Source organism: Geodermatophilus sp. SYSU D01180 (genome assembly GCF_054050415.1).
Genome location: NZ_JBJGZH010000001.1, coordinates 481,280 through 505,769 on the forward strand (window position 1 = coordinate 481,280; position 24,490 = coordinate 505,769).

At 75.6% G+C, this 24,490-nt stretch carries 27 protein-coding genes; 11 read left to right on the forward strand and 16 right to left on the reverse strand.

Features of this window, described 5'->3' with window-relative positions:
• The first annotated feature begins 51 nt into the window (after positions 1-51).
• A complete protein-coding gene (locus ACI8AA_RS02095; RefSeq protein ID WP_457042860.1) occupies positions 52-678 on the forward strand; it encodes a DUF1707 domain-containing protein in 627 nt (208 codons plus the stop codon).
• 5 nt (positions 679-683) lie between these two features.
• On the opposite strand, the gene ACI8AA_RS02100 is transcribed toward ACI8AA_RS02095, so the two are convergent.
• The 7 genes from ACI8AA_RS02100 to ACI8AA_RS02130 form a co-directional block, all read right to left on the reverse strand.
• Positions 684-1,031: a type II toxin-antitoxin system PemK/MazF family toxin gene (locus ACI8AA_RS02100; protein ID WP_457042861.1), complete on the reverse strand. Its 348-nt coding sequence runs from the start codon at positions 1,029-1,031 to the stop codon at positions 684-686.
• On the reverse strand, positions 1,018-1,248 hold the full coding sequence (locus tag ACI8AA_RS02105; protein WP_457042862.1) for a ribbon-helix-helix domain-containing protein: 231 nt from the start codon (positions 1,246-1,248) through the stop codon (positions 1,018-1,020). Before ACI8AA_RS02105 ends, ACI8AA_RS02100 begins: the two co-directional genes overlap by 14 nt.
• 140 nt (positions 1,249-1,388) lie before the next feature.
• Positions 1,389-3,056 carry an MDR family MFS transporter gene (locus tag ACI8AA_RS02110; RefSeq protein WP_457042863.1) on the reverse strand — a complete coding sequence of 556 codons (1,668 nt, stop codon included), beginning with the start codon at positions 3,054-3,056 and terminating at the stop codon, positions 1,389-1,391.
• Between the two features lie 83 nt (positions 3,057-3,139).
• Positions 3,140-3,742 carry a TetR family transcriptional regulator gene (locus ACI8AA_RS02115; RefSeq protein ID WP_457042864.1) on the reverse strand — a complete coding sequence of 201 codons (603 nt, stop codon included), beginning with the start codon at positions 3,740-3,742 and terminating at the stop codon, positions 3,140-3,142.
• Between the two features lie 112 nt (positions 3,743-3,854).
• Complete coding sequence (locus ACI8AA_RS02120; protein ID WP_457042865.1) at positions 3,855-4,424, reverse strand: hypothetical protein; 570 nt, start codon at positions 4,422-4,424, stop codon at positions 3,855-3,857.
• A gap of 31 nt (positions 4,425-4,455) precedes the next feature.
• Positions 4,456-5,274 carry an IclR family transcriptional regulator domain-containing protein gene (locus tag ACI8AA_RS02125; RefSeq protein WP_457042866.1) on the reverse strand — a complete coding sequence of 273 codons (819 nt, stop codon included), beginning with the start codon at positions 5,272-5,274 and terminating at the stop codon, positions 4,456-4,458.
• Between the two features lie 32 nt (positions 5,275-5,306).
• Positions 5,307-6,785, reverse strand: a complete 1,479-nt coding sequence (locus ACI8AA_RS02130) for an amidohydrolase family protein (RefSeq protein ID WP_457042867.1) — start codon at positions 6,783-6,785, stop codon at positions 5,307-5,309.
• A 212-nt stretch (positions 6,786-6,997) separates the two neighbouring features.
• Between ACI8AA_RS02130 and ACI8AA_RS02135 the strand changes: the two genes are divergently transcribed.
• The 5 genes from ACI8AA_RS02135 to ACI8AA_RS02155 are packed head-to-tail and all read left to right on the forward strand — an operon-like array spanning position 6,998 to position 11,198.
• Positions 6,998-8,179: a CaiB/BaiF CoA transferase family protein gene (locus tag ACI8AA_RS02135; protein ID WP_457042868.1), complete on the forward strand. Its 1,182-nt coding sequence runs from the start codon at positions 6,998-7,000 to the stop codon at positions 8,177-8,179.
• Positions 8,176-8,997 carry a citryl-CoA lyase gene (locus ACI8AA_RS02140; RefSeq protein ID WP_457042869.1) on the forward strand — a complete coding sequence of 274 codons (822 nt, stop codon included), beginning with the start codon at positions 8,176-8,178 and terminating at the stop codon, positions 8,995-8,997. The genes ACI8AA_RS02135 and ACI8AA_RS02140 overlap by 4 nt, the downstream gene beginning before the upstream one ends.
• The gene (locus ACI8AA_RS02145; protein ID WP_457042870.1) at positions 8,990-9,853 is read left to right on the forward strand and encodes a DODA-type extradiol aromatic ring-opening family dioxygenase; all 864 of its coding nucleotides are present in this window, start codon (positions 8,990-8,992) and stop codon (positions 9,851-9,853) included. Before ACI8AA_RS02140 ends, ACI8AA_RS02145 begins: the two co-directional genes overlap by 8 nt.
• On the forward strand, positions 9,850-10,209 hold the full coding sequence (locus ACI8AA_RS02150; RefSeq protein WP_457042871.1) for a hypothetical protein: 360 nt from the start codon (positions 9,850-9,852) through the stop codon (positions 10,207-10,209). Before ACI8AA_RS02145 ends, ACI8AA_RS02150 begins: the two co-directional genes overlap by 4 nt.
• Positions 10,210-10,226: 17 nt before the next feature.
• Positions 10,227-11,198, forward strand: a complete 972-nt coding sequence (locus tag ACI8AA_RS02155) for a zinc-binding dehydrogenase (RefSeq protein ID WP_457042872.1) — start codon at positions 10,227-10,229, stop codon at positions 11,196-11,198.
• Here ACI8AA_RS02155 and ACI8AA_RS02160 read toward each other — a convergent pair.
• Positions 11,195-11,791, reverse strand: coding sequence for a helix-turn-helix domain-containing protein (locus ACI8AA_RS02160; protein ID WP_457042873.1), 597 nt, complete (start codon positions 11,789-11,791; stop codon positions 11,195-11,197). The two genes, ACI8AA_RS02155 and ACI8AA_RS02160, sit on opposite strands and share 4 nt — an antisense overlap.
• 59 nt (positions 11,792-11,850) lie before the next feature.
• Here ACI8AA_RS02160 and ACI8AA_RS02165 point away from each other — a divergent pair, with 59 nt between their 5' ends.
• Positions 11,851-13,449, forward strand: coding sequence for an FAD-dependent oxidoreductase (locus ACI8AA_RS02165; protein ID WP_457042874.1), 1,599 nt, complete (start codon positions 11,851-11,853; stop codon positions 13,447-13,449).
• Here ACI8AA_RS02165 and ACI8AA_RS02170 read toward each other — a convergent pair.
• The 4 genes from ACI8AA_RS02170 to ACI8AA_RS02185 form a co-directional block, all read right to left on the reverse strand.
• The gene (locus tag ACI8AA_RS02170) at positions 13,419-14,201 is read right to left on the reverse strand and encodes an esterase/lipase family protein (protein ID WP_457042875.1); all 783 of its coding nucleotides are present in this window, start codon (positions 14,199-14,201) and stop codon (positions 13,419-13,421) included. The genes ACI8AA_RS02165 and ACI8AA_RS02170 overlap by 31 nt on opposite strands.
• A gap of 102 nt (positions 14,202-14,303) precedes the next feature.
• Entirely contained in the window at positions 14,304-15,326 is a 1,023-nt protein-coding gene (locus ACI8AA_RS02175) for an acetamidase/formamidase family protein (RefSeq protein WP_457042876.1), read from the reverse strand.
• Positions 15,323-16,768, reverse strand: a complete 1,446-nt coding sequence (locus ACI8AA_RS02180; protein ID WP_457042877.1) for an APC family permease — start codon at positions 16,766-16,768, stop codon at positions 15,323-15,325. Before ACI8AA_RS02180 ends, ACI8AA_RS02175 begins: the two co-directional genes overlap by 4 nt.
• 77 nt (positions 16,769-16,845) lie before the next feature.
• Positions 16,846-17,886 (reverse strand): ABC transporter substrate-binding protein, encoded by a 1,041-nt coding sequence (locus ACI8AA_RS02185; RefSeq protein WP_457042878.1) that lies wholly within the window; start codon positions 17,884-17,886, stop codon positions 16,846-16,848.
• Between the two features lie 20 nt (positions 17,887-17,906).
• Between ACI8AA_RS02185 and ACI8AA_RS02190 the strand changes: the two genes are divergently transcribed.
• A complete protein-coding gene (locus ACI8AA_RS02190; RefSeq protein WP_457042879.1) occupies positions 17,907-18,374 on the forward strand; it encodes a MarR family winged helix-turn-helix transcriptional regulator in 468 nt (155 codons plus the stop codon).
• Between the two features lie 250 nt (positions 18,375-18,624).
• Here ACI8AA_RS02190 and ACI8AA_RS02195 read toward each other — a convergent pair whose 3' ends face one another.
• Entirely contained in the window at positions 18,625-18,930 is a 306-nt protein-coding gene (locus ACI8AA_RS02195) for a hypothetical protein (RefSeq protein WP_457042880.1), read from the reverse strand.
• Positions 18,931-19,063: 133 nt separating this feature from the next.
• Here ACI8AA_RS02195 and ACI8AA_RS02200 point away from each other — a divergent pair, with 133 nt between their 5' ends.
• On the forward strand, positions 19,064-19,333 hold the full coding sequence (locus ACI8AA_RS02200; protein ID WP_457042881.1) for a hypothetical protein: 270 nt from the start codon (positions 19,064-19,066) through the stop codon (positions 19,331-19,333).
• 9 nt (positions 19,334-19,342) lie between these two features.
• Here ACI8AA_RS02200 and ACI8AA_RS02205 read toward each other — a convergent pair whose 3' ends face one another.
• Positions 19,343-20,524: an acyl-CoA dehydrogenase family protein gene (locus ACI8AA_RS02205; RefSeq protein WP_457042882.1), complete on the reverse strand. Its 1,182-nt coding sequence runs from the start codon at positions 20,522-20,524 to the stop codon at positions 19,343-19,345.
• A gap of 38 nt (positions 20,525-20,562) precedes the next feature.
• Between ACI8AA_RS02205 and ACI8AA_RS02210 the strand changes: the two genes are divergently transcribed.
• Positions 20,563-21,687, forward strand: a complete 1,125-nt coding sequence (locus ACI8AA_RS02210) for a glycerate kinase (RefSeq protein ID WP_457042883.1) — start codon at positions 20,563-20,565, stop codon at positions 21,685-21,687.
• On the opposite strand, the gene ACI8AA_RS02215 is transcribed toward ACI8AA_RS02210, so the two are convergent.
• On the reverse strand, positions 21,660-22,166 hold the full coding sequence (locus ACI8AA_RS02215; protein WP_457042884.1) for a mycothiol transferase: 507 nt from the start codon (positions 22,164-22,166) through the stop codon (positions 21,660-21,662). The two genes, ACI8AA_RS02210 and ACI8AA_RS02215, sit on opposite strands and share 28 nt — an antisense overlap.
• Before the next feature lie 99 nt (positions 22,167-22,265).
• Between ACI8AA_RS02215 and ACI8AA_RS02220 the strand changes: the two genes are divergently transcribed.
• The gene (locus tag ACI8AA_RS02220) at positions 22,266-23,315 is read left to right on the forward strand and encodes an NAD-binding protein (protein ID WP_457042885.1); all 1,050 of its coding nucleotides are present in this window, start codon (positions 22,266-22,268) and stop codon (positions 23,313-23,315) included.
• Here the strand turns inward: ACI8AA_RS02220 and ACI8AA_RS02225 are convergent.
• Positions 23,286-24,485: a serine/threonine-protein kinase gene (locus ACI8AA_RS02225; protein WP_457042886.1), complete on the reverse strand. Its 1,200-nt coding sequence runs from the start codon at positions 24,483-24,485 to the stop codon at positions 23,286-23,288. The two genes, ACI8AA_RS02220 and ACI8AA_RS02225, sit on opposite strands and share 30 nt — an antisense overlap.
• Between the last annotated feature and the right edge of the window lie 5 nt (positions 24,486-24,490).

Sequence of the window (24,490 nt, forward strand, 5' to 3'; positions counted from 1 at the left end):
AGGGTGGGGGCACCTCACGGGGGTCGGCAGCGCGGACGAGGAGGCCGGCCGATGACCGAGGACCCCACGCTGCAGCCGGCCGTCCGGGCGTCGGACGCGGAACGCGAGGCGGCGGTGACCCGGCTGCAGACCGCCCTGGCCGAGGGGCGGATCACCGTCGACGAGTTCGGGGAGCGGGCGCAGGCCGCCTACGCGGCGACGACCACCGACCAGCTCGCCCCGCTGCTCGCCGACCTCCCGGCCGCCCCGCAGGTCGAGATCGTGGGCAGCCGCCCACCCGCGACGCGGGCCGCCGTGGTCGGCGACGTCCGGCTCGACGCGCGGACCCCCCTGCCGCGGCGGGTCAGGACGGGGATCGGCGACATCCGGGTCGACCTGCGCGACCTGCGCACGGACGCCGAGGTGGTCGAGCTGGAACTGACCACGGTGATCGGGGACGTCGACGTGGTCGTCGCCGAGGGCGTGGAGGCCGAGCTGGACGGCTGGACGGTCATCGGCGACCGGAAGGTCGGCCTGGCGCCGGTGCCGCGGTTGGCCGGCACCCCGCGCGTCGTCGTGCGGGCGCATGCGCTGTTCGGGGACCTGCGGCTGCGCAGCCTCCCGCCCGGTGAGTCGGCCGGCCGCTGGCGGGCGCTGCTCGACCGGCTCGCCCAGCGCCCGCGACCGAGCGGCTCCTGACCCGGTCAGAGCGACAGGTGCAGGCGTAGCGCGTCGTCGAGGGCGGCCATGGTGCCGGCAGGGACCCGTCCCAGTACCGGTCCGACGCGCTCGACCGCCACGCTGCGGACCTGCTCGGCCTGCGCCTTGCTGTCCACGCGCAGTCCGGTCTCGGCGGCGGGCAGCAGCATCTGGAAGGGGAACACCCGCGCGGTGTTGCTGGTGACCGGGACCACGGTCACCACCCCGCGACCGAGGCGGGTGGCCGTGGCGTTGGCCCGGTCGTTGCTCACGACGACGGCGGGACGGCGCTTGCCTGCCTCACGGCCGCGGACCGGCTCCAGGTCGACCAGGCGGATCTCACCGCGCAGCATCGTCGAGGCCGTCGGCCGAGGTGCCCTCCCATGCGGTCTCCTCGCCCGAGGCACGCCACTCCGCCCAGGCCGCGGCGTAGTCGTCCTCGAGGCCGGGGTGACGCAGCATGCGGACGGCGTGCTGCACCGCGGCCGACCGGGACGACAGCCCGGCCTCCTTCGCGTAGGCGTCGAGGACCGCGACCTCCTCCTCGGAGAGGCTGATGCTGAGCTTCACACCGCGATGCCTGCGGTAGGAACGCCTGGCCGGACCGCTGGACGCGGGTGGCCCGGGACCGTGCGGGTCCCGGGCCGCCGGGGTCCAGCGCTCGCCCGGGGGTGGCGGAAATGGGCATCTCCGCCGCCCCCGGGGACGCGTCAGACGGGCAGCGGGTCGTCGTCCCGCTTCGTCAGCGTCGGCTCGGGCGCCGGGACGGCGGCCTGCGGGCCGGACCGCAGCAGGGTCGCCAGCTCCTCCTCGGACTCCACCGCCTCGCCGCGGGCGACCATGCCGGCGTGCTCGGCGAGCGGGATCTCCTTCAGCACGAACGACAGCAGCAGCGCGACGGCGAGGATCGGCACCAGGTACCAGAACACCGGCGCGAGCGAGTCGGCGTACGCGTCGACGATCGCCGTCCGCAGCGGGTCGCCGGCGGCGTCGACCGCCGACGGCACCAGCGTGTCGGGCGAGGTGATGCCCGCGGCGGCCGCCTGCTCGGCGTTGCCGGTCAGCGCGCCGGTGAGGTTCTCGGCCAGCCGGCTGGTGAACAGCGTCCCGAAGACGGCGACGCCGAGGGTGGCGCCCACCTCGCGGAAGTAGTTGTTCGTCGAGGTGGCGGTGCCGATCTGCGTGGCCGGCACGGCGTTCTGCGCGGCCAGCACGACGTTCTGCATGATCAGCCCGAGCCCGCAGCCGAGCGCGAAGAACATCGCGCCGATCGTCCACAGCGACGTGTCCCCGGCCAGCGTGGTCATCCAGACCATGGTCGCGAGGATGACCGCGACCCCGGCGATCGTGAACCGCTTGTAGCGGCCGTCCTTGAGGATCAGCGCGGCCGAGCTCTGGATGGTCAGGATGATCCCGGCGGTCATCGGCAGCATGAGCAGGCCGGAGTTCGCGGCCGACAGGCCCGAGCTCATCTGCAGGAACGTCGGCATGAACGCGATGGCCGAGAACATGCCCAGGCCCACGGCCATGCCGAGCGCGGTGGCGACGACGAAGGTGCGGTTGCGGAACAGCGACAGCGGCACGATCGGCTCGACCGCGCGCCGCTCGACCAGCACGAAGACGACGGCGCAGACGACGAACGCGGCGGCCAGCGCGAGGGTCAGCGGGTCGGTCCAGCCGTCGCTGCCGCCGAGGTCGGTGAACAGCACCAGCGACGTCGTGGTGGCCGACAGCGCGACGATCCCGGCGATGTCGAGCGGGGTGGTGCTGCGCCGGCGCGGCAGCGACAGCGCGAACCAGCCGATGAGGAAGGCGCCCACGCCGACCGGCACGTTGATCCAGAAGCACCACTCCCAGCCCAGGGCGGCGGTGTCGGTGAAGAAGCCGCCGACGAGCGGCCCGGCGACGGCCGACAGGCCGAACAGCGCGCCGATCGGGCCCATGTACTTGGCGCGCTCCCGGGCCGGGACGATGTCGGCGATGATCGCCTGCGACAGGATCATCAGCCCGCCGCCGCCGAGGCCCTGCACCCCGCGCCAGACGACGAACCAGGTGAAGTCCGGCGCGAGCGCGGCGCCGACACTGGCCACGGTGAACAGGCCGATGGCGACGAGGAACAGCGTCCGCCGGCCCCACAGGTCGCCGAACTTGCCGTAGACGGGCATGACCAGCGTGGTGGCCAGCAGGTAGGCGGTGGTCACCCACGCCATGTGCGAGACGCCGCCGAGCTCGCCGACGATGGTCGGCATCGACGTCGCGACGATCGTCTGGTCGAGCGCGGCGACGAGCATCCCGGCGAGCAGCGCCGAGAAGACCAGGTTGATGCGGCGCCGGGTCAGGACGATGGGCGGGGCGGTGCCGTCGGGCGGCGGGTTCACGTCGTTCTCCACGGGTCGTTCGGCGGTGCCGCGGGCGCGCGGCACCGAGGGGGGAGCGGACGGCGCCGGCCGCTCGGGAGGGGTCAGGAGCGCGGGGCGGGGAGCCCGGTGGCGAGCACGTCCCAGGCCTCGTCGACGAGGCGGGGGAGCGGCACGGTGAAGTCGGCGGCCAGCCAGCGGTGCAGTGCGGTGCGCAGGGCGACACCGGCGACCGCGGCCAGCAGCGTGGGGTAGGCGTCGGCGCCGACCCGCGTGCCGGTGCGTGCGGCGACGGCGTCGGCCAGTGCCCGCTCGGAGGCGCCGAAGGCGGCGTGCAGCCGGGCGAGCAGCACGGGGTGCTCGTCGATGACCCGCAGCCGCAGGGGCCACACGCCCGCGGGCTCGTCGGCCATCGCGGCGGCCTGCTCGGCCTGCACGGCGCGCAGCGCGGTGACCGGGTCCTCGCCGGCCGGGCGCGCGGTGAACCGCTCGGCGAGGAGCGCGGCGTCACCGGGGTCCAGGCCGAGGACGGCGTCGTCCTTGGTGGGGAAGTAGTTGAAGAACGTCCGCGGGCTGACGCCGGCGCGCTCGGCGACGTCGTCGACCGACACCGCGTCCAGGCCGTGCTCGGCGACCAGGTGCAGCGCCGCGGCGTGCAGCGCCGAGCGGGTGGCGAGCTTCTTGCGCTCGCGCAGGCCGGAGGTCACCCCGTCATGGTCGCGGAAAACATGCAGTCCGTGCAAGCTTGCGCGGAGTGCACGGCGTGTCGGACTGGTTCGGGAGTGGCAGGAATGGCCATTCCTGCCGCCCGGGCCCGGGTCAGTCGCGGTCGCGTTGCCGCTCGATCGCCTCGAGCACCGTCCTGCGGCCCGCGCCGAGCTCGCGCTCCGCCCTCTCCGCCCGGTCGAGCTGGGGGTCGCCGTGCATCTCCCGGACCTTCGCGCGCGCCTCGGTCGCCTTCGCGTCGACCAGCTCCGCGGCCTTCCGGGCCTCCCTCGCGGCGTCGGTGTCGGCCACGTGCTGCTCGTCGGAGCCGCGCTTGCGCGCGTCGGTGGCGCGCTTCTCCTCGTCGGACAGCAGCTCCCACGCGGCGTCGGGCAGGTAGCGCCTCGTTCCGTCCGATCCCCGGGCGCGGTCGTCGCCGTCGGCGGTGTGCCAGTCCTGTCCGGTCCACTCCTGCAGGTGCCACTGCGACTCGCTGCGCTCGCCCTCGTGCCGGTGGCCGCCGCCGGCCGCCTCGTACTCGTGCGCCAGCAGCTGGCTCTTGCGGGCGCTCCACTGGCCGGGCCGGCCGCCCCGGTCGCCGGCCTTGATCTCCTCCTTGAGCCGCTCGCGCAGCTCCGGGTCCGTGTAGTCCCGCGCGTAGTCCTCCGCCGACTTCCCGCTCATGGCACGGCCGGGTACCCCATCCGGTCGTGTCTCATCCGGCGGAGCGCGATCGGTCCACCTCCACGTGCGGCCGGGACTGCCAGCGCGCCCAGTCCGCGCTCACCTCGCCGGCGGTGCGCAGCAGCGCGGGCAGGTGCTCGGCCAGCAGCCGCTCGGTCGAGGTCTCGGCGGCGTGCACGGTCACGTTCATCGCCGCCCGCACCGCGCCGTGCCCGTCCCGCACCGGGACGGCGACCGAGCGGACGCCGGGCGCGAGCTCCTCGTCGGCCAGTGCCCAGCCGCGGGCGCGCACCTCGGTGAGCTCCTCGCCCAGCTGCTCGGCCGGGCGCCCGATGTAGGGCGGCAGGCCCGAGCGGCTGGGCTCGGCGAGGGTGGCCTCCAGCCGGTCGGGCGGCAGGGCGGCGAGCAGCACCTTGCCCTGCGAGGTCTGGACGGCGGGGAAGCGCGTGCCGATCTCGACCCGCAGCGCGATGAGCTTGGGCACCGACACCCGCGCGACGTAGACGATGTCGGACCCGTCGAGCTGGGCCATCGACGACGACTCGCCGGTCCGCGCGACCAGCGCCTCCATGTGCGGCCGGGCGAGGTCCCACAGCCCGAGCGCGCCGACGTAGGCCATCCCGAGCGACAGCACCCGCGGGGTCAGCGAGAACACCCCGCCGGCCGACCGCACGAAGCCCAGCTCCTCCAGCGTGAGGAGCAGCCGCCGCGCGGTCGGCCGGGCCAGCCCGGCGGCGGCCGCCACCTCCGACAGCGTCATGGCCGGCCGGTCGGCGCCGAAGCAGGTGAGCACGTCGAGCCCCCGCGCCAGCGCCTCGACGAAGTCCGGCCCCTCACCGCGCCCGGCCATGCGCCCCCCTCTCCGGCCCCGTGCCCCGCCGGTCAGCGGCCGAGGACCCGCTCCTCGCCCCCGGCGTGCGTCGACTCGGACTTGTACTCGGTGTACGTGTACGGGTTGTCCAGCACCTCGGTGTTCGCCACCTCCGGGTGCATGCCCTGCTCCCACGCCTCCTCGCCGAGCTCGGCGCGCAGGTGCTCGACGGTGGCCTCGACCTCCCGGCGCACCGCCGCCAGGTCGGTCCCGATCAGCCGGCCGTCGTGCTTCACGACCCGGCCGTCCACGACCACCGTGTGCACGTCGCCCCGCTGCGCCTGGAAGACCACGTGCCCGTACGGGTTGAGCAGCGGGAACATCACCGGGGACCGGTCGTTCTTGACCAGCACGACGTCGGCCTTCCTGCCCGCCTGCAGGCTGCCGAGATCGTCGCGGCCGAGCGCCTGCGCGCCGCCGCGGGTGGCCCACTCGACCACCTCCTGCGCCCGCAGCCGCAGGTGGGTGATCGTCTCGCCCTTCAGGTGGGCGTCCATGTGCTCGGCCATGCGGTCGGCGTTCAGCGTCGCGCGCATGGCGGAGAACAGGTCGGCGCTCCACCAGACGCTGGTGTCCATCGACAGCGACACCGGGATGCCGTACTGCAGCACCTGCTCCGTGGGTGCGTGGCCCTGCCCGGCGCTGCACTCCGACTCGGTGGAGACCGAGATCGAGCCGCCGGTCGCCGCGATGCGCTGGTAGCTGTCGCGGGTCAGCGTCGAGGCGTGCACGTACACGGTCTCCGGCGTCATGAAGCCGTGCTCGTGCATCAGCCGGATGCCGTCGTCGTTGGTCGCGCCCCAGACCCCGGCGTGCGTGGTGACCGGGATGCCCAGCTCCCGCGCCACCTCGAACGCGCCCTTCTCCGGGAAGGCCGGGTCGCCGGTGACGTCGAACGCCATCTGCACGCCCATCATGTCGTCGCGGGCGTCGCGCAGACGCTCGAGGACCGCCCGGACCGCCGGGTCGGCCGACCACTCCCACGGGCCGGCCTGGATGTTGCCGTAGGCGAACACGAACCGGCCGGGCACCGAGCGCAGCGCGTCCAGCGCCGCCTCGGCGTGGTCGACGGTGTGCAGGTTGTGCGACCAGTCGACCGTGGTCGTCACCCCGGCGTCGAGCGACTCGATCGCCGAGAGCCGGTTGCCGGCGGCGACGTCCTCGGGCCGGAACCTCCTGCCGTGCTCGAGGTAGTTCCAGACGAAGTACTGGGTGAGGGACCAGTCGGCGCCGTACCCGCGCATCGCCGTCTGCCACATGTGCCGGTGGGTGTCGATCATCCCCGGCATCACGATGCCGCCGGTGGCGTCGACCTCCTGGGCGTCCTCGGGCGCCTGCAGCGACGGGCCCACGGCCGCGATCCGGTCGCCGACGACGAGGACGTCGGCGTCGCGCAGCACCGTGCCGGCGTCGTCCATCGTCAGCACCGTGCCGCCGCGGAACACGACGGGGCGCCCGGCCTGCGGGGCCGGGGTCTGGGGGTCGGTCATGGTGCTCTCCTCGGACGTCGCTGGCTCGACGGACACCTGTCCGCTCACCGGACATCGAGTGCGGACGCGGCCACCCTGCTCGTGATCTGCCGCACGTGTCAAGACGGGCGGCGTGCAGTTGACACAGGTCGGCGGCGGTGCCGAGACTCGGCGCGACCGGCGGACGACTGTCCGCTGGCGCCAGCCCCGATGCCGAGGAGCGCGACGCGACGATGACGGCAGCACCCGGCGCGCCGAACCCCGAGGGCCCCCTCGCCGGCCTGCTCGTGGCGGACTTCTCCCGGATCCTCGCCGGTCCCTACGCCACGATGCTCATGGCCGACCTCGGCGCCGAGGTGGTCAAGGTCGAGGGCCCGCGCGGCGACGACACCCGCACCTGGGCGCCACCGGTCCGGGACGGCGTCTCGACCTACTACCTGGGCGTCAACCGCAACAAGCGGTCGGTGGCCCTGGACCTCGCCGACGACGCCGACCTGGCCGCGGCCCGCGAGCTCGCCCGCCGCGCCGACGTCCTGGTGGAGAACTTCAAGCCCGGCGGCCTGGCCCGCTTCGGCCTGGACTACGACACGGTGGCCGCCACCAACCCCGCCGTCGTCTACGCCTCGATCAGCGGCTTCGGCAGCGGCCCCGGCGGGCGGTCGCTGCCCGGCTACGACCTCATCGTGCAGGCCATCTCCGGGCTGATGAGCCTCACCGGCGACCCGGGCGGCGACCCCTACCGGGCCGGCGTCGCCGTCTTCGACGTCATGGCCGGCCTGCACGCCACCATCGGCGTGCTGTCCGCGCTCAACCTGCGGCACGCCACCGGCCGCGGCCAGCACGTCGAGGTCAACCTGCTCTCCAGCGCGCTGTCCGGGCTGGTCAACCAGACCTCGGCGTACGTGGCCGGCGACGTCGTCCCGTTCCGGATGGGCAACAGCCACCCGAGCCTGTTCCCCTACGAGCCGCTGCCCTGCGCCGACGGCGACCTGATCGTCACCGCCGGCAACGACGGCCAGTTCCGGAAGCTGTGCGAGGTGCTCGGCGTGCCCGGGCTGGTGGAGGACCCCCGGTTCCTGCACAACGAGGACCGCACGGCGAACCGCGAGGAGCTGCGCCCGCTGCTGGTCGAGCGGCTGAGGACCCGCACGAAGATGGAGTGGTTCCGCGACATCATCGCCGCGGGCGTGCCGTGCGGGCCGATCAACACCGTCGACCAGGGCGTCGCCTTCGCCGAGGAGGTCGGCCTGGACCCCGTCGTCACGGCGGGGGAGGGCGACGCGGCCGTGCCGTCCATCCGCAACCCCATCCGGTTCTCGGAGACGGCGGCGCGGTACCGCTTGCCACCGCCCGCGCTCGACGAGCACGGTGCGGAGATCCGCCGCTGGCTGGCCGAGGGCGAGGAGACGCCGTGACCGAGGACGGGTACCCGACCGCGCTGGGTGCCTCGAGCCGCGAGTCGATCACCCTGCTCGGCACCGACCTCGCCCGCGACGTCATGGGCACCGTCGGCTTCGGCGAGCTGGCGTTCTGGCTGGCCACCCAGCGCCGCCCCACGCCCGGGGAGACCCGCGTGTTCGAGGCGGTGCTCGCCGCGCTCGCCGACCACGGCTTCACCCCGACGGCGATCGTCACCCGGCTGACCTGGCTGTCCGCGCCGGACTCGGTGCAGGGCGCCCTCGCCGCCGGGCTGCTCGGCGGCGGGTCCCGCTTCCTCGGCGTCACCGAGGACTGCGGCCGGTTCCTGCACGGGGTCCTGGCGTCGGCGGGGGAGCTCCCGTCCGACGACGCCGGCTGGGACGCCCTCGCCCTGGAGACGGTCACGGCGCAGCGCGCGGCCGGCCGGTTCGTCCCGGGCCTGGGTCACCACGTGCACAAGGACGGCGACCCGCGCACGCCGCGGCTGTTCCAGATCGCCGCCGAGGAGGGCCTGGTCGGCCCGCACCTGACGCTGTTCGCCGCGATCGGCCGGGTGCACCCGCAGGTGCTCGGGAGGACGCTGCCGCTCAACGGCGCCGGCGTCTGCGGCGCCGCGCTGGCCGACCTCGGCCTGCCGCTGGAGCTGCTGCGGGGCTTCGCGCTGCTGGCCCGCACCGCCGGGCTGATCGGCCAGCTCGCCGAGGAGATCCGGCGCCCCGTCGCCAACGAGGTCTTCCTGTCCGTCGACCTGCACAACCGCTCCGTCGCGCCGGACCCCTACGAGCCCGAGACCCTGGGAGGCAGTCATGGCTGAGGTGGCCGCGGTCATCGCGTCGACCCACCACCCCTTCTACTACCGCGCGAGCACCTCGACCGGCGCGGACCGGCCGCCGTTCGCCGACGAGTGGGTGGCCAAGATCGAGCGGTTCCGGGAGACGCTCACGCGGGCCGAGCCGGACGTGCTGGTGATGGTCGGCAGCGACCACTTCCACCAGCTGTGGCTGGACAACATGCCCCAGTTCCTCGTCGGCAAGGCGCCCTTCTTCGACGCCAACTGGTACAACGAGGAACGCGAGTTCGGCCTGCCGCGGATGACGCTGCGCGGCGAGGAGGACCTGGCCGCGCACCTGCTGCGCGACGGCCTCGACCGCGACTTCGACCTGGCCTTCTCCAACGAGCTGCGGATCGACCACAGCATCACGTGCCCGATCATCACGCTGCGCCCGCAGGCCGACCTGCCGATCGTGCCGGTCTACACGAACATCTTCGCCCCGCCGCTGCCGCAGCCCCGGCGCTTCGTGCAGCTGGGGAAGGCGATCCGGGAGATGGTCGAGTCCTGGGAGTCGGACGAGCGGGTGGCCATCATCGGCACCGGCCACCTGTCGCTGGAGCTCGGCGGGCCGCGCCAGTTCGGCGAGCACGGCCCGGACCCGGAGTTCGACCGCAAGGCCGTCGAGTGGATCGCCTCCGGCGACATCGAGGGCTGCCTGGCCGAGGTGTCGCTGGACTCGCTGCACGCCCCGGGCAACGCCACCCACGGGTTCATGGACTTCATGCTGATGATGGGCGCCGCCGGCGAGGGGCAGAAGGCCGACCACGTCGACACCCTCGACCTGTTCCACACCATGGAGGCCTACTTCACCTGGTACCCGAACGGAGCCCCGGCGTGAGCAGGTACCTGCTGGACAAGTTCCTCTTCACCGTCGACCGCGACCCCGCCCTCGTGGAGCGCTACCGCGAGGACCCGGCCGGCACGGTCGAGTGGTGGGAGGCCGAGATGGCCAACCGGATCCTCAACTGCACCGACGACGAGCGGTCGACCTGGCTGGAGTTCACCGAGGACGAGCGGCGCGCGCTGCGCGAGCACGACCACGTGACGCTGTTCGGGATGGGCGCCCACCCGTTCCTCACGCTCACGCTGTTCATCGCCATGTTCGAGCGCGACCACGGGCCGCTGGAGTACCAGAAGGCCTACGGCAGGGCGATGGAGCACATCACGCTGCCCTATCCCGACATCACCACCTGACGGGCGGGCCACCTGACGTGCGCGCCGCCGTCGTCCGCGCGCCCGGGACGCCGCCCGGGCACGCCGAGCACCCCGACCCCGCCGCCGGGCCGGGCCGCACGCTGGTGCGGGTCACCGCCGCGCCGATCGTGCCGCTGGACCTGCTGTGCGCCTCGGGCACGTCGTACTTCGGCGCGCCCGCGGTGCCGTACGTGCCGGGCGTGCAGGGCGTCGGCGTCGTCGAGGAGTCCGGCCGGCTGCCGGCCGGCACCCGGGTCTGGTTCGCGACGTCGGCCGGCATGGCGCCGGGCGACGGGAGCCTGGCGCAGCGGTGCGCCGTCGACGACGACGACCTCGTGCCCCTGACCGCCGACCTGCCCGACGCGGCGGTCGCGGCGATCGGCCTGTCCGGCGTGGCCGCGTGGATGTGCCTGACCTGGCGCGGGCGGCTGCAGCCGGAGGAGACCGTCGTCGTCCTCGGCGCCGGCGGCGCGGTGGGGCAGGTGGCGGTCGGCGCGGCGCGGGTGGTCGGCGCCGGGCGGGTGGTGGCGGTCTGCCGCTCGACCACGGCGCGGGAGCGGGCCCGCGCCGCCGGCGCCGACGCCGTGGTGCCGCTGACCGGCGACGTCGACGCGCTCGCCGCCGCGCTGGCGCAGGCGTGCCCGGGCGGCGCGCACGTCGTCGTCGACCCGGTGTTCGGCGTCGCCGCGACCGCCGCGTCGCGGGTGCTGGCGCCGGGCGGGCGGCTGGTCAACCTGGGCGGGGCGTCCGGCGACGAGGCGGTGTTCTCCTCGGCGGTGCTGCGGGGCCGGTCGGCGGAGGTGCTCGGCTACACCAACAACGCGCTGACCCCGCAGCAGCGCCGCGACGCGCTCGGCGCGGTCCTCGCCGCGGCCGCCACCGGCCGGGTCGCCGTCGCGCACGAGACGGTGCCGCTGGCCGACGTCGCCGCCGCCTGGGCGCGGCAGGCCGACGGGAGCGCCGGCGTCCGGCTGGTCGTGGTGCCCTAGCCGCGGCCGCGGAGGGCGGCGCGCACGTGGATGCGCTCGCCCTGCGGGCCGAAGAGGGCGAGCACCTCGGCGGCCCGGCCGTCGGGGTTGCCCAGCCAGTGCGGGGTGCGGGTGTCGAACTCGGCCACCTCGCCGGGGGTCAGGGTGACGTCGGCGTCGCCGAGCAGCAGCCGCAGCTGCCCCGACAGCACGTAGAGCCACTCCCAGCCCTCGTGCGAGCGCTGCTCATTGGGCTCCCCGCCCCAGCGCGGCGGCAGCACCATCTTGTAGGCCTGCAGCCCGCCCGGCCGGCGGGTGAGCGGGATGAACGTGGCGCCGTGCCGGGTGAGCGGCTTCAGCCGCACCCTGGGGTCGCCGGTCTCGGGGGCGTCGACCAGCTCGTCGAGCGGCACCTGGTGGGCGCGGGCCAGCGGCAGCAGCAGCTCGAGGGTGGGCCGCCGCTGCCCGGACTCCAGCCGGGACAGCGTGGACACCGAGATGCCGGTGTCGTCGGACAGCTGGGTCAGCGTCGCGCCGCGCTGCCGGCGCAGCTCGCGCAGCCGCGGGCCCACCGCGTCGAGGACGGCGTCGAGCTCCGCGCCGGGATCGGTCACGTTGCCATTATGGCAAAGGGGTTTGCCTCTTTCGCGACGGCGGGTGCACCGTGGGCGGCATGGACGAGACGTACGACGTGGTGGTCATCGGCGGGGGAGCGGCGGGCCTGTCCGGCGCCCTCGCCCTGGGGCGGGCGCGGCGCTCGGTCGCCGTCGTCGACGAGGGGACGCCGCGCAACGCGCCGGCGCACGAGATGCACAACTACCTGGGCCGCGACGGCACGCCCCCGGCCGACCTGCTCGCCGCCGGGCGGGCCGAGGTCGCCGGCTACGGCGGGGTGCTGGTGGACGGCACGGTCACCGCGGTCGGCGGGGCGGCCGGCGCCTTCACCGTGGAGCTCGCCTCCGGGCGGGTGCTCGGCGCGCGGCGGCTGCTGGTCACCACCGGCCTGACCGACGAGCTGCCGGACGTCCCGGGAGTGCGCGAGCTGTGGGGCACCGACGTCCTGCACTGCCCGTACTGCCACGGTTGGGAGGTGCGCGACCGGGCGATCGGCGTGGTCGCCACCGGCCCGATGTCGCTGCACCAGGCCCAGATGTGGCGGCAGTGGAGCGCCGACGTCGTGTTCTTCCTGCACACCGCGCCGGAGCCGGACGACGCCACCGCCGAGGCGCTGGCCGCGCGCGGGATCCGCGTGGTGCGCGGCGAGGTGGCGGCGCTGGAGACCGACGGCGGCCGGCTGACCGGCGTCCGGCTGGCCGACGGCGAGGTGGTGCCGCGCGCCGCCGTCGTCGTGGCCCCGCGGTTCACCGCCCGCTCGGCCGTGCTGACCGGGCTCGGGCTGGAGGCCCAGCCGTTCCGGATGGGCGAGGCGGTCGTCGGGTCGCACGTGCCGGTCGACGCCCGCGGCGCCACCGCGGTGCCCGGCGTGTGGGCGGCCGGCAACGTCGCCGACCCGAGCGCCCAGGTGATCGGCGCCGCGGCCGCCGGGCTGATGGCCGGCGCGCAGGTCAACGCCGACCTGGTCGCCGAGGACACCAGGGCCGCCGTCGACGTGATCCGCGCGATGAGCGACCCGGAGTACGGCGAGCAGTGGTGGGAGGAGCGCTACCGCACGCACGGCTCCGGCGTGTGGAGCGGCCGGGTCAACGACGTCCTCGCCACCGAGGCCGCCGGCCTGCCGCCGGGCCGCGCGCTGGACGCCGGCGCCGGCGAGGGCGGCGACGCCGTCTGGCTGGCCCGCCGCGGCTGGGCGGTGACCGCGCTCGACCTCTCCCGCACCGCGCTCGACCGGGCGGCCGCGGCGGCCGCGGCGGCCGGGGTGTCGCTCGAGACCCGCAAGGTCGACGTCTCCTCGTGGGAGCCCGGCGAGGAGCGGTGGGACCTGGTGACCGCCTCGTTCCTGCACTTCCCGCCCGGCACCCGCGACGACGTGCTGCGGACGCTGGCGTCGGCGGTCGCGCCCGGCGGCACGCTGCTGGTGACCATGCACGACGGCAGCGACGCCGCCCACGGCATCCAGCGGCCGGGCCTGCCCGACTGGTACGCCACCGGCGGGCAGATGGCCGCGGTGCTCGACCCCGGCGACTGGGAGGTGCAGGTGGCCGAGGCGCGACCGCGCGCGGCCCGCGGGCACGAGCACGGCTCGGCGCACGCCGCCGACGCGGTGCTGCGGGCGCGGCGCCGTCAGCCGGTGACGTCGTCCTCGCTCGTGTAGAGCAGCCGCAGCCGGGCCGGCGGGGTGAACGGCCGCCAGCCGTCGCGGGTCTGGGCCAGGCGGTCGGCCACCAGCCACAGCACCGCCGGGTCGTGGCCCATCCCGAGGTGGCTGGCGTGCACACCGACGTTCTCCGCGCGCGGCCCGGGCGTCTGCCGGCAGGCCCGCCAGTCGACGACGCCGTCCCAGCGCGAGTACACCGCGGTGCTCGGGACCGGCAGGCCGCCGGCCAGGCCGCCCCGCCCGCGCGGCACGGCGTGCAGGTGGCGGTAGCGGACGTAGGCGCGGGCGCCGGGGCTGTCGTCGGGCGGCCCGCCGGCCATCCCGAACGGCGAGCCGAGGCTGACCACCTGGCGGACCAGGCGCGGCACCCGCAGCGCCAGCCGCCGGGCGTAGATGCCGCCCAGGCTCTGCCCCACGATGCTGACCGGCCCGGCGTGCTGGTCGGCCAGCCGCTGCACGAGGCGGGGCAGCTCGTCGGTGACCTCCTTGGTGGGGCCGCGGTTGCGGCCGAGCTCCCAGCCGACCACCGGGTAGCCCAGGCCGCGCAGCCAGCGGCGCAGGGTCGCGGTGGAGGCGTCGGAGGCCATCAGGCCGGGCAGCACGAGCACGCCGTGCGGCTCGCCGCGGGGGGCGCCGCGCAGCAGCGGGTAGGTCAGCGCGAGCGCGCCGGCGCTGGCCGCGGCCCGCACGGGCTCGGTGGCGGCGAGCAGGCGGCGGCGGGCTTCCGGGCTGTTCGGGGCGTCGGCCACGGTCTTCCCTCCGACGGCGGTGACGGGTCTGCACCACCGCTACCCGGCCGGGCGCCCGGGACTCACCTTCCGCGCGCGAAAGGCGGGTCCCGGGCGCCGGGGTCAGCGCTCCTGCAGGTACGCCGCCGCGGTGGCGCGCAGCCGCTCGTGCACGCCGTCGGCGGCGACCGCGCCGGGCAGGTACCGCTTCCCCAGCTTGGCCACCATCGTGTAGTTGGTGTCGACGACGTTGCCCGCCGGCGCCAGCCCCGCCTGGCTGACCAGCTGCAGCGCGTCCAGCCGGTCCCAGCCGGCCAGCTCGGCCGCCCAGGTCACCAGGTCGTGCTGGCTGATCCGGTAGGCGTCCTCCAGCGGCCGGACCGAGCCGGTCGACATGAGGAACTCGTCGGTCTCCAGCCGCGGCCAGGCGGGCCCGCCGCCCTTGACCAGGTCGACGACGACGACCGTGCGCATCGCCGACTCGACCGCGGTGCCGCAGACCTCGCCCTCGCCCTGCCGGCAGTGCCCGTCGCCGAGGGAGAGCATCCCGCCGGGCACGTTGACGCCGAAGTGGACGGTCGTGCCGGCCCGCACCTCGGGGGTGTCCATGTTCCCGCCGTGCGCGCCGGGCGTGATGCTGGCGAACACCTCGCCCGCGGCCGGCGCGACGCCGATCGTGCCGTGCATCGGGTCGAGCGGGAGCTCCACCTCCGGGCCGCCGCGGCGCGGCCGGAACAGGCAGGTGCCCCGCTCGCGGTCGATCTCGTAGAGCCAGACCAGCTCCTCGAGCGGCTCGTGCAGCATCGCCGTCGAGTGGGTGGTGGTCAGCGCGCCGAAGTGCGGGAACGTGCTGGACACCGCCCAGTCCCGCGCCGGCGCGACGTCGACCAGGTGCACCGCCAGGGTGTCCCCGGGCTCGGCCCCCTCGACGGCGATCGGCCCGCTCACCGGGTTGAGGAAGGGGAAGTCGCACACCTGGCTCGGCAGGTCCTCGACGCTGCGCACCTTGCCGCCGTAGCAGTCCTCGGTGGTCAGCTCGACCACCGTGCCCGGCGCCACGGTGAGCAGCGGCTCGCCGCCGCCGAAGGAGTAGCGCAGCTGGTCGGGGGTCGGCTCCAGGGAGACGACCTCGAGGGACGCCGTCACAGCTCCTCCTCCGCTCGGATCTCGGGCCTCCGGCCCGTGGCGATCAGGACGATCATCAGCACCACGCCGATGGCCAGCCACACGAAGCCGAGCTCCTGGGCGGCCACCTGGGCGTTGTAGACGACGTAGGCCAGGATGCCGAACCCGATGACCGGCACCGCGAGGTGCAGCCACCAGTTGCGGCTCCCCATCCGGCCGATGAAGTGCCAGACGACGGCGACGTGCAGCAGCAGGAACGCCGACAGCGCGCCGAAGTTGACCAGGGTGGACAGCAGCGTGATGCCGTCCTCGCGCTGCTCCATGTACAGGCCGAGCACGAGGGAGACGGCCGCGACGAGGAAGGTCGCGTTGACCGGCACGCGGCGGGTCGGGTGCACCTTGCGCAGGAAGCCGGGCAGCTGGCGGTCGCGCGCCATGGCGAACAGGAGCCGCGAGGTGGCCGCCTGGGCGACCAGGGAGTTGGCGAACCCCCACGCGACCGCCGTCGCGATCGCCGTCAGCGTGCCCAGCCACGCCCCGCCGGCGACCTCGGCGGCGTCGTAGAACGCGGTGCCGGCGGCGTCGCCCTCGGCGATCAGGGTGCCGGGGTCGGGCACCAGGAGGGCGGCGACCCAGGTCTGGACGATGAACAGCGTCCCGGCCAGGGCCAGCGCGGCGATCATCGCCTTGCCGATGGAGCGGGCCGATTCGCGGTTCTCCTCGGCGAGGGTGGAGATGCCGTCGAAGCCGAGGAAGCTCAGCACCGCGACCGACACCGCGCCGAAGACCAGCTCCAGCGAGAACGTGTCGCTGTTGTAGATCGGCGAGAAGTCGAAGCCGCGGCCCTCGCCGGAGGCCAGCGCCACGACGCCGATGACCAGGAAGATCGCGAGCACGATCAGCTCGGCGACCAGCATGATCTTGTTGACCCGCGCGGTGAACTCGATGCCGAAGTAGTTGACGACCGTGTTGAGGACGACGAAGCCGATCAGCCAGACCCACACCGGGATCGACGTGACGATCGAGTTCATGGCGATCGCGGCGATGAGGTAGAGCAGCGCGGGGACCAGCACGTAGTCGAGCAGGATCATCCAGCCGGCGATGAACCCGACCGGCTGGGCGATGCCGCGGCCGGCGTAGGTGTAGACCGAGCCGGCCATCGGGAACGCCCGGGACATCTGCGAGTACGACGCCGCGGTGAAGGCCATCGCCAGGCCGCCGATGGCGTACGCGAGGGCGATCATGCCGCCGCTGGCCTGGAAGACGCTGCCGAAGATGCCGAACGGCGCGATCGGCACCATGAAGACCAGGCCGTAGACGAGCAGGTCGGTGAACGTCAGCGAGCGCTTGAGCTCCTGGCGGTACCCGAACTCCTCGACGCCGGCGGCGCCGGCTGCCGGGACCGCGCCGGCACCGGAACTCCCGGTGGCGTGCGCGGAGGGGGTGGTGCGGGGGTCGGTCACGACTCCTCCTCTCGGCCGGCTCGGGGCCGGACGCGGGGAGGGTAGGCCCCAATGCTTCCGGTCGGAAGCATCGGGGGTCAGCCGCGCCGGCCGACCTCGCGGAACACCAGCCCGTCGGCGCGCGCCAGCCGCGGCCGCGGGATCCGCGGCGGCGCCGGCGTGCCCGTCTCCAGCAGCCGCGCGGCGGTGCGGACGCCGTCGTGCACGCCGCGCGCGTAGGCGCAGACCACCGGCGCGCTCGGCCCCACCCGGGCGGCCAGCCGCTCCTGCAGGGCGAGCTGCCCCTCGTCGCCGGCGCCGTCGGCCGCCGCGAACGAGGGCATGCAGGCGTACAACTCACCGGTGCCGTCGCCGCCGACGGCGTAGAGGCCGTTCTCCTCGAGCGCACCGGACAACCGCACGACGCGGCGGTCGAGCCCGGCGCGGGCGAAGGCGCGGTTGAAGGCGACCAGGTCGCGGCCGACCAGGCTCAGCAGGACGGCGTCGGCGCGGGTGCGGCGGACCAGGTCCAGCGCCGGGCCGGGGTCGGCCGGGCCGAACGGGACGAGCAGCTCGCCGGCGACCTCGGCGCCGAGGTCGTGCAGCACCGACCGCGCGGCGCGGTGCACCGCCTGCGGCCACACGTAGTCGGTGCCCAGCAGCACCCAGCGCCGCGCCCGGCGGTGGCGCACCAGCCAGGTCAGCGCGGCGGCGTGCTGGGCCAGCGGGGAGGCGCCGATCCGCAGCGCCCCGCGGGAGCCGCGGCCGCCCTCGTGCGGCGGGGTGAACACGTAGCCCGCGCGCCCGGCCAGCGCGGCGGCGACCGCGCGGGACACGTCGCTGGTGGAGAAGCCGACCAGGACGTCGACCGCGCCGGCGGCGTGCAGGGCCGCGACGTCGGCGGCCACCTCCGCGGGCCGGCGCCCGGCGTCGACGGTGACCAGCTCCACCGCGCGGCCGCGGACCCCGCCGGCCTCGGTGACCTCGTCGGCGGCGAGCGCGGCCAGGTCCAGCGCGGACGGCGCGGTCATCGCCAGCGGCCCGCTCAGCGGGACGGCCAGCCCGATCCGGACGACGTCGGGGGAGCGGCCGACGACGGCCGCCTCCCACGCCTCCATCGGAGCGGTCGGTCCGGGCACCTCCTGAGTATGGTGCGGCCATGGCGGTCGAGCAGCAGGCCACGGGCACCGCGGTGCCCGCCGCGCGCCCCACGCCCGCCGCCTCGCTGGTCGAGTTGCTGGCCGTCGTCTCGCGGCGGGTCGCCCGCGGCGTCGGGACGGTGCTCGCCGAGGACGGCGCGACGCTGGAGACCTACCGGCTGATGCGCGCGCTCGCCTCGGGTCCCGGCCGCACGATGAGCGAGCTGTGCGCGGCGCTGTGCGTCCCGGCGCCCACCGCCACCCGGATGGTCGACGGCCTGGTCGACGCCGCGCTGGCCTACCGGCTGCCCGACCCCGAGGACGGTCGCCGCGTGCGGGTGCACCTGTCCGCCCGCGGCCGCACCCGGCTGGACCGGCTGGAGGCGCTGGTGTCCGCGCACGAGGCGGCGCTGACCACCGAGCTCGGCCCGGCCCGGGTCGCCGCGCTGGTCGCCGCGCTCACCGACCTCGCCGACCCGCCCGCCTGACCACGGCGGCGGCACCCGGCCCACATCCCGTGGGCGGCGAGGACGCCAGGGACACGCCGCGAAGTCGATCATCGGCTGCGTGCACGGGACACGCGCCGACACGCCGGCGCGAGCGGCACGCATCCGATGACCGACTCGACGTGGGCCGTGTGTCAGGGACCGTCGGACGCCGGCAGCCCACTGCGGGCGCCCGGCCACCCGGGTACACCGGTCCGGCACGCGCAGGCAGTGACCGGCGACGGCCAGCCGGTCAGTCGGACGGCGGCAGGAGGCGGGGGACGAAGACCTCGTCGATCGGGCGCGGCCCGACGTACTGCCGGCAGGTGCACGGCACCCAGGTGTGACCGGCGAACCGGCCGCGCCGGTCGAAGGTGTCCCGGCGCAGCTCGGCGTAACAGGTGTTGGTCTCGGTGTCGTGCTGGCTCAGCGTGTGCCCGCAGCCGCACACCGGGGTCGGGTTCGGCGGCGGCCCCGCGGGACGACGGCGCCCGAGCCGGCCGGCCACGAAGCCCGCGGCCAGCAGTGCCGCACCGATGACCAGGCTGACAGGTTCCACCGTCGTCGCTCCTCCGCTCCGCAGACCTCCCGACGGTAACGCCGCGGGCGCGCTCGGGGTGCCGGGCGCGGGCGCGCCGCGGCTTTCCTGGACGGGCGGGTTGATACGAGACCGTCCCGGGCACGAGCAGCTCGTGGACCCACTCGCGGTCGGATCCGCCCGTCCGGCACGCTGGGAGCAGGGCACTCCGGCCACCGAGCGCACCCCGTGGCACGCCGTCCCGTCGGTGTGGCCGGCGGCGGAGCGCGACGGCGAGGTGGAGCTGGCCCTGTGCGGGTCGATCGTGCAGATCTGGGGCCACCAGCGGTGGGAGCGCATCGGCGCCGGGCGCACCGGCTGCCCGGAGTGCCGGCGGCTGTCCGGGCTGGCCTGGGAGCAGGCCCTGCTCAGCCGCGCCGGCTGACCGCGGCGGTCAGCGCCGCCGGCCGCTGATCGCCGACAGGCCGGTGATCTCCCGGCCCACGATCAGGGCCTGCACGTGGTCGGTGCCCTCGAAGGTGTAGATCGCCTCGATGTCGGCGTGGTGGCGGGCGATGTGGTGCTCGAGCAGGATCCCGTCGCCGCCGAAGAGGTCCCGGGCGTCGGCCACGATCCGCCGGGCGGTGGCGCAGCAGTGCCGCTTGGCCAGCGACGCCATCGCCGCGGTCATCCGGCCGGCGTCGGCGAGGCTGGACAGCCGCCAGCACATCAGCTGCATGGTGGTGATCTCGGCGAGCATCGTCGCGAGCTTCTCCTGCACCAGCTGGTAGCCCGCGATCGGCTGCCCGAACTGCTCGCGGTGCAGGCAGTGCGCCAGCGCCAGCTCGTAGGCCGCCGTCGCCACGCCCAGCGCGCGCCACGCGACGGTGTAGCGGGTCCGGTCGAGGACCGTGGAGACGTCCTTGAACGAGCGGCAGTTCGCCAGCTTGTTCCCGGCCGGCACGCGGACGCCGTCGAGGGTGATCTCGGCCTGCCACACCGCCCGCAGCGCCGTCTTGCCGGTCATCACCCGCGTGCTGAAGCCGGGCGTGCCCTTCTCGACGACGTACCCGCCGACCGCGCCCTCCTCGTCGCGCGCCCAGATGAGCACGTAGTCGGCGATGGTGCCGTTGCCGATCCACTTCTTCTGCCCGTCGAGGACGAAGACGTCGCCGTCGCGGCGGGCGCTGGTCTCCAGGGCGACGGCGTCCGACCCGTGCCGGGGCTCGGTCAGGCCGAAGGCGCCGATCTTCTCCATCCGCGCCATCTCGGGGAGGAAGCGCTCCTTCTGCTCCTCCGAGCCGAGCATCGCGATCGACTGCATCGCGAGGAAGCTGTGCACGCCGTTGAAGGTGCCGACGCTGCCGTCGGCGCGGGCGAGCTCGGCGGCCACCAGGCCCGCGGCGACCGCGCTCATCCCCGGCGAGCCGTAGCCCTGCACCGTGCCGCCCGCGATGCCGAGCTCGGCGAACCCCGGCACCAGCTCGAAGGGGAACTCCGCCCGCTCCCAGTAGTCGTTGATCCGCGGCGTCACCTCCTTGTCGCACCAGGCGCGCACGCGGTCGCGGATCTCGACCTCCTCGGGGGTGAGCAGCTCCTCGAGGGCGTAGAAGTCGGTGCTCGCGGTCTCAGGCACGGCCCGACGCTACGCGCGGGGAGGGCATGCTGCCGGGCGTGCGGATCGTCGTCGCCCCGGACTCCTTCAAGGGCACGCTGACCGCGGAGGACGCTGCTGACGCCGTCGCCCGCGGGCTGGCCCGGGTGCACCCGGAAGCCGAGGTGCTCGCGCGCCCGGTGGCCGACGGTGGGGAGGGCACGGTGGCCGCTGCCCTGCGCGCCGGGTACCGCCCGGTGACCACGACGGTCGGCGGCCCCGACGGCCGGCCGGTGCGCGCGACCTTCGCCGTCGACGGGACGACGGCGGTGCTCGAGCTCGCCGCCGCGGCCGGGCTCGGGCTGCTCGCGGAGCCCGCTCCCACGACCGCGACCACCCGCGGCGTGGGCGAGCTGCTGCTGGCCGCGCTCGACGCCGGCGCCCGGCGGGTGGTGCTGGGCCTGGGCGGCAGCGCCACCACCGACGCCGGCGCGGGCCTGCTGCAGGCGCTCGGCGTGCGACTGCTCGACGCCGGCGGCCGCGACGTGCCGCCCGGCGGCGCGGGGCTGGCGCACCTCGCGCGGATCGACCCCGGCGCCCGCGACCCGCGGCTGCACGGCCTGGAGGTCCGGGTGGCCACGGACGTCGACAACCCGCTCACCGGCCCGTCCGGCGCGGCCGCGGTGTACGGGCCGCAGAAGGGTGCGACGCCGGGGCAGGTGGCGGAGCTCGACGCGGCGCTGGCGCGGTTCGCCGCGGTCGTCCGCCGCGACCTCGGGGTCGACCTGGAGGGCCGGCCCGCGATGGGCGCGGCCGGGGGGACGGCGGCCGGGGTGGCCGCCGTCGTGACCTGCTCGGTCGGGTCGGGCGCCGAGCTGGTCGCCGACCTGGTCGGGCTGGACGAGGCGCTGGCCGGTGCGGACCTCGCGGTGACGGGGGAGGGGTCGCTGGACGCGCAGTCGCTGCGCGGCAAGGCGCCTTCGGTGGTCGCCGCGCGGGCCCGGCGGGCCGGCGTCCCGTGCGTGGGGCTGGCCGGGCGGGTGGCGCTGACCGGCGACGAGCTGCGCGGCGCGGGGTTCGCCGCCGCGCACGCGCTGACCCAGGCCGAGCCCGACCTCGCCCGGTGCCTCGCGGAGCCCGCGGCCGTCCTCGAGGAGCTCGCCGCCCGGGTGCTGGGTCAGGCGCCGAGCAGCCCCCGCACGTAGGCCGCCTGGCCCACGTGCTGCAGGTCGTCGGACAGCACGCTGACCAGCCGGACGCCGAGGGTCACCGGCGGGTCCCACCGCTCGTCGACGACGCGGTCCAGGTCGTCGTCGGTGAGCCCGCCGAGGAACTCCGCGCTGCGGGCGGCGACGGCGTCGGCGTACTCGAGCAGCAGCTCAGCCGAGGGCACCCGCACCGAGGCCACCTCCTCGGCGCTCATCCCGTAGCCGGTGGCGGCGTCGTCGACGGGCAGGCCGAAGCGGCCGGCGAAGCCCTGCGCGGTCCACACCTGCTCGGTGCCGGCGACGTCGGCGAGGTGGTCGTCCTGCACCCGCAGCAGGTGCCAGGCCAGCCAGCCGACCGGGTTGGCGCCGGGCCCGACGCGCTCGGCGAGCTGGTCGGGGGACAGGCCCTCGACGGCGGCGTGCAGGGTCTCGCCGATCTGCGAGTAGGCGTAGGTGAGCAGGTCACGGGTCCGCATGACCGGCCGCTACCCGTCCCGCTCGCGGGGGACGCCTGCCGGCGCCGGCCGACGGTAGGTTGCGGTGTCCGCCCGGCCGTCGAGGGAGCCAGCCCGTTGGTGTTCGTCCTGCAGCGGCTGCTGCGCTCCCTCCGCGCCCGGCTCTCGGGCTGGCGGCTGCCGCTGGCGGTCATCGGGCTGGTGTTCCTCACCAGCTGGGCGGCGATGGCGCTGCTCGAGCCGGCCGGGAGCGGCATCGCCGCGCCGGGCACCTACTGGTGGTACTTCGTCGTCACCGCCGCCACCGTCGGCTACGGCGACCTCTACCCGGCGTCGGTCGCCGGGCGGGTCGTGGGCGCCTACGTGATCGTCGGCGGGATCGTCACGCTGACCCTGCTGTTCACCGAGCTGGCCACCGCCCTGCAGACCGCGCGGGGCAGGCGACTGAGAGGAGTGGTCGGCCTGGACCTCCGGGACCACGTCGTCGTGCTGGGCTACACCCCGGGACGGACCGAGCGGATCGTCGCGGAGCTGACCGTCGAGCCGGGCACCCGCATCGCGCTGTGCGCCCACGACGACGTCGCGGTCAACCCCATGCCCGAGGAGACGGCGGTCTCCTTCGTCCGCGGCGACCTCACCCACGCCGACGTCATGGTCCGCGCCGGCGTGGCCCGCGCCCGCACGGTCGTCATCGACGGCCGCGACGACAACGAGACCCTGGCCATCGCGGTCGCCGTCGACCACGCCAACCCGCGGGTGCACATGGTCGCCGCGGTCCGCGACCTGGGCCGGCGCGACACCCTCCGCTACGTCAACCCCGGCGTGCAGGTCGTGCAGTGGCACATGCCCTTCCTGCTGTCGGAGGAGGCCGCCGACCCGGGGCTCACCGAGATCTACAACGAGCTCATGACGGCGGGCGGGCACGGCAACACCTACTCGCTGCGCGTGCCGGCCGGCGCGCCGCCGCGGGCGTTCGGCGAGTGGCAGACCGCCCTCGGCCGCGACCACGGCGCCACCGTGCTGGCGGTGCGGACCGCCGACGACCTGCGGGTCAGCCCGGCCTGGGACACCCCGGTGCCGGAGGGCGCGACGCTGTACTACGTCGCGGCGCAGCGGCTGGACGTCACGCGGCTGGACCGGTCACCACACGCCGAACGCGGCGGCCAGTAGCGCCAGCACCCCGCCGATCGCGGCCAGCACGGCGAGCAGCGCGATCAGCACCGGGACGACCACCCAGCGGCGCCGGAACCGCCGCCGGGCCGGCCGCGGCGGGGGCGGGGGCGGTGCCGGCGGGGGAGCGGCGGCCCGGGCGTGCCGCTCGGCGCGCCGCTCGCGGTGCCGGTCGGCGAGGTGGCGCGCCTGGTCCCGGGCGTCGCGGGCGACGGTGCCGAGCACCGAGGCCAGCCCGCGCAGGTCGTCGAGGTCGAAGCGCTCGACCCGGTCCCCGGGGGCGGGGTGCGGGCCGGCGTCGCGCGGGCCCGCGGCGACGGGGGTCCACACCGGCGTGGGCCCGGTCCGCTCGGACAGGGCCTGCAGGGCGGCGCGCGTGCGCGCGACGTCCCAGCGCCGCGCGGGGTCCTTGGTGAGCAGCCCCTCGAGCACCGGCGCCAGCGGGCCGGCCCGCTCGGCCGGCGCGGGGTCCTCGGAGACGACGGCCAGCAGGGTGGCCATCGACTCGGGCCGGTCGAAGGCCCGCCGGCCCTCGACGGCGGTGTAGAGCGTGGCGCCCAGCGACCACAGGTCGACGGCGGGTCCGGGCTCCTCGCCCCGCGCCCGCTCCGGCGCCATGTAGGACGGTGAGCCGATGATCGCCCCGGACGTGGTGATCGACGGCCCGCCCGTGGCGACCGCGATGCCGAAGTCGGTGAGGTGCGCCGAGCAGTCGCGGCCGACGAGCACGTTGGCCGGCTTGACGTCGCGGTGGACGATCCCGGCGGCGTGCGCGGCCTCCAGCGCGGCGAGCACGTCCAGGCCGACGCGGGCCACCGTCGGCCAGGGCAGCGGGCCCTGCCGCTCGACGATCTCCTGCAGGCTGCGGGAGTCGACGAGCTCCATGACCAGCCAGGGCCGGCCGTCCTCCTCGACGACGTCGTAGAGCGTGGTCACGCACGGGTGCACGAGCCGCGCCGCCGCCCTGGCCTCGCGCAGCGTGCGGTCGCGCAGCGCCCCGCGCTCGTCGTCGCTGAGGTGGGCCGGGAAGGTGACCTCCTTGAGCGCCACCGGCCGGCGCAGCACCTGGTCGGTCGCGCTCCAGACCACGCCCATCCCGCCGCGGCCGAGCATCCCGGTGACCGCGTAGCGGCCGGCGACCAGCCGCCCTGCACCCGTGTCGGCGGACATGGGCG

Coding starts and splice junctions, on each gene's coding strand:
- ACI8AA_RS02095 (WP_457042860.1), top strand. CDS start 52: ATGACCGAGGACCCCACGCTGCAGCCGGCCGTCCGGGCGTCGGACGCG.
- ACI8AA_RS02100 (WP_457042861.1), bottom strand. CDS start 1,031: ATGCTGCGCGGTGAGATCCGCCTGGTCGACCTGGAGCCGGTCCGCGGC.
- ACI8AA_RS02120 (WP_457042865.1), bottom strand. CDS start 4,424: ATGAGCGGGAAGTCGGCGGAGGACTACGCGCGGGACTACACGGACCCG.
- ACI8AA_RS02125 (WP_457042866.1), bottom strand. CDS start 5,274: ATGGCCGGGCGCGGTGAGGGGCCGGACTTCGTCGAGGCGCTGGCGCGG.
- ACI8AA_RS02130 (WP_457042867.1), bottom strand. CDS start 6,785: ATGACCGACCCCCAGACCCCGGCCCCGCAGGCCGGGCGCCCCGTCGTG.
- ACI8AA_RS02135 (WP_457042868.1), top strand. CDS start 6,998: ATGACGGCAGCACCCGGCGCGCCGAACCCCGAGGGCCCCCTCGCCGGC.
- ACI8AA_RS02145 (WP_457042870.1), top strand. CDS start 8,990: ATGGCTGAGGTGGCCGCGGTCATCGCGTCGACCCACCACCCCTTCTAC.
- ACI8AA_RS02165 (WP_457042874.1), top strand. CDS start 11,851: ATGGACGAGACGTACGACGTGGTGGTCATCGGCGGGGGAGCGGCGGGC.
- ACI8AA_RS02190 (WP_457042879.1), top strand. CDS start 17,907: ATGGCGGTCGAGCAGCAGGCCACGGGCACCGCGGTGCCCGCCGCGCGC.
- ACI8AA_RS02215 (WP_457042884.1), bottom strand. CDS start 22,166: ATGCGGACCCGTGACCTGCTCACCTACGCCTACTCGCAGATCGGCGAG.
- ACI8AA_RS02225 (WP_457042886.1), bottom strand. CDS start 24,485: ATGTCCGCCGACACGGGTGCAGGGCGGCTGGTCGCCGGCCGCTACGCG.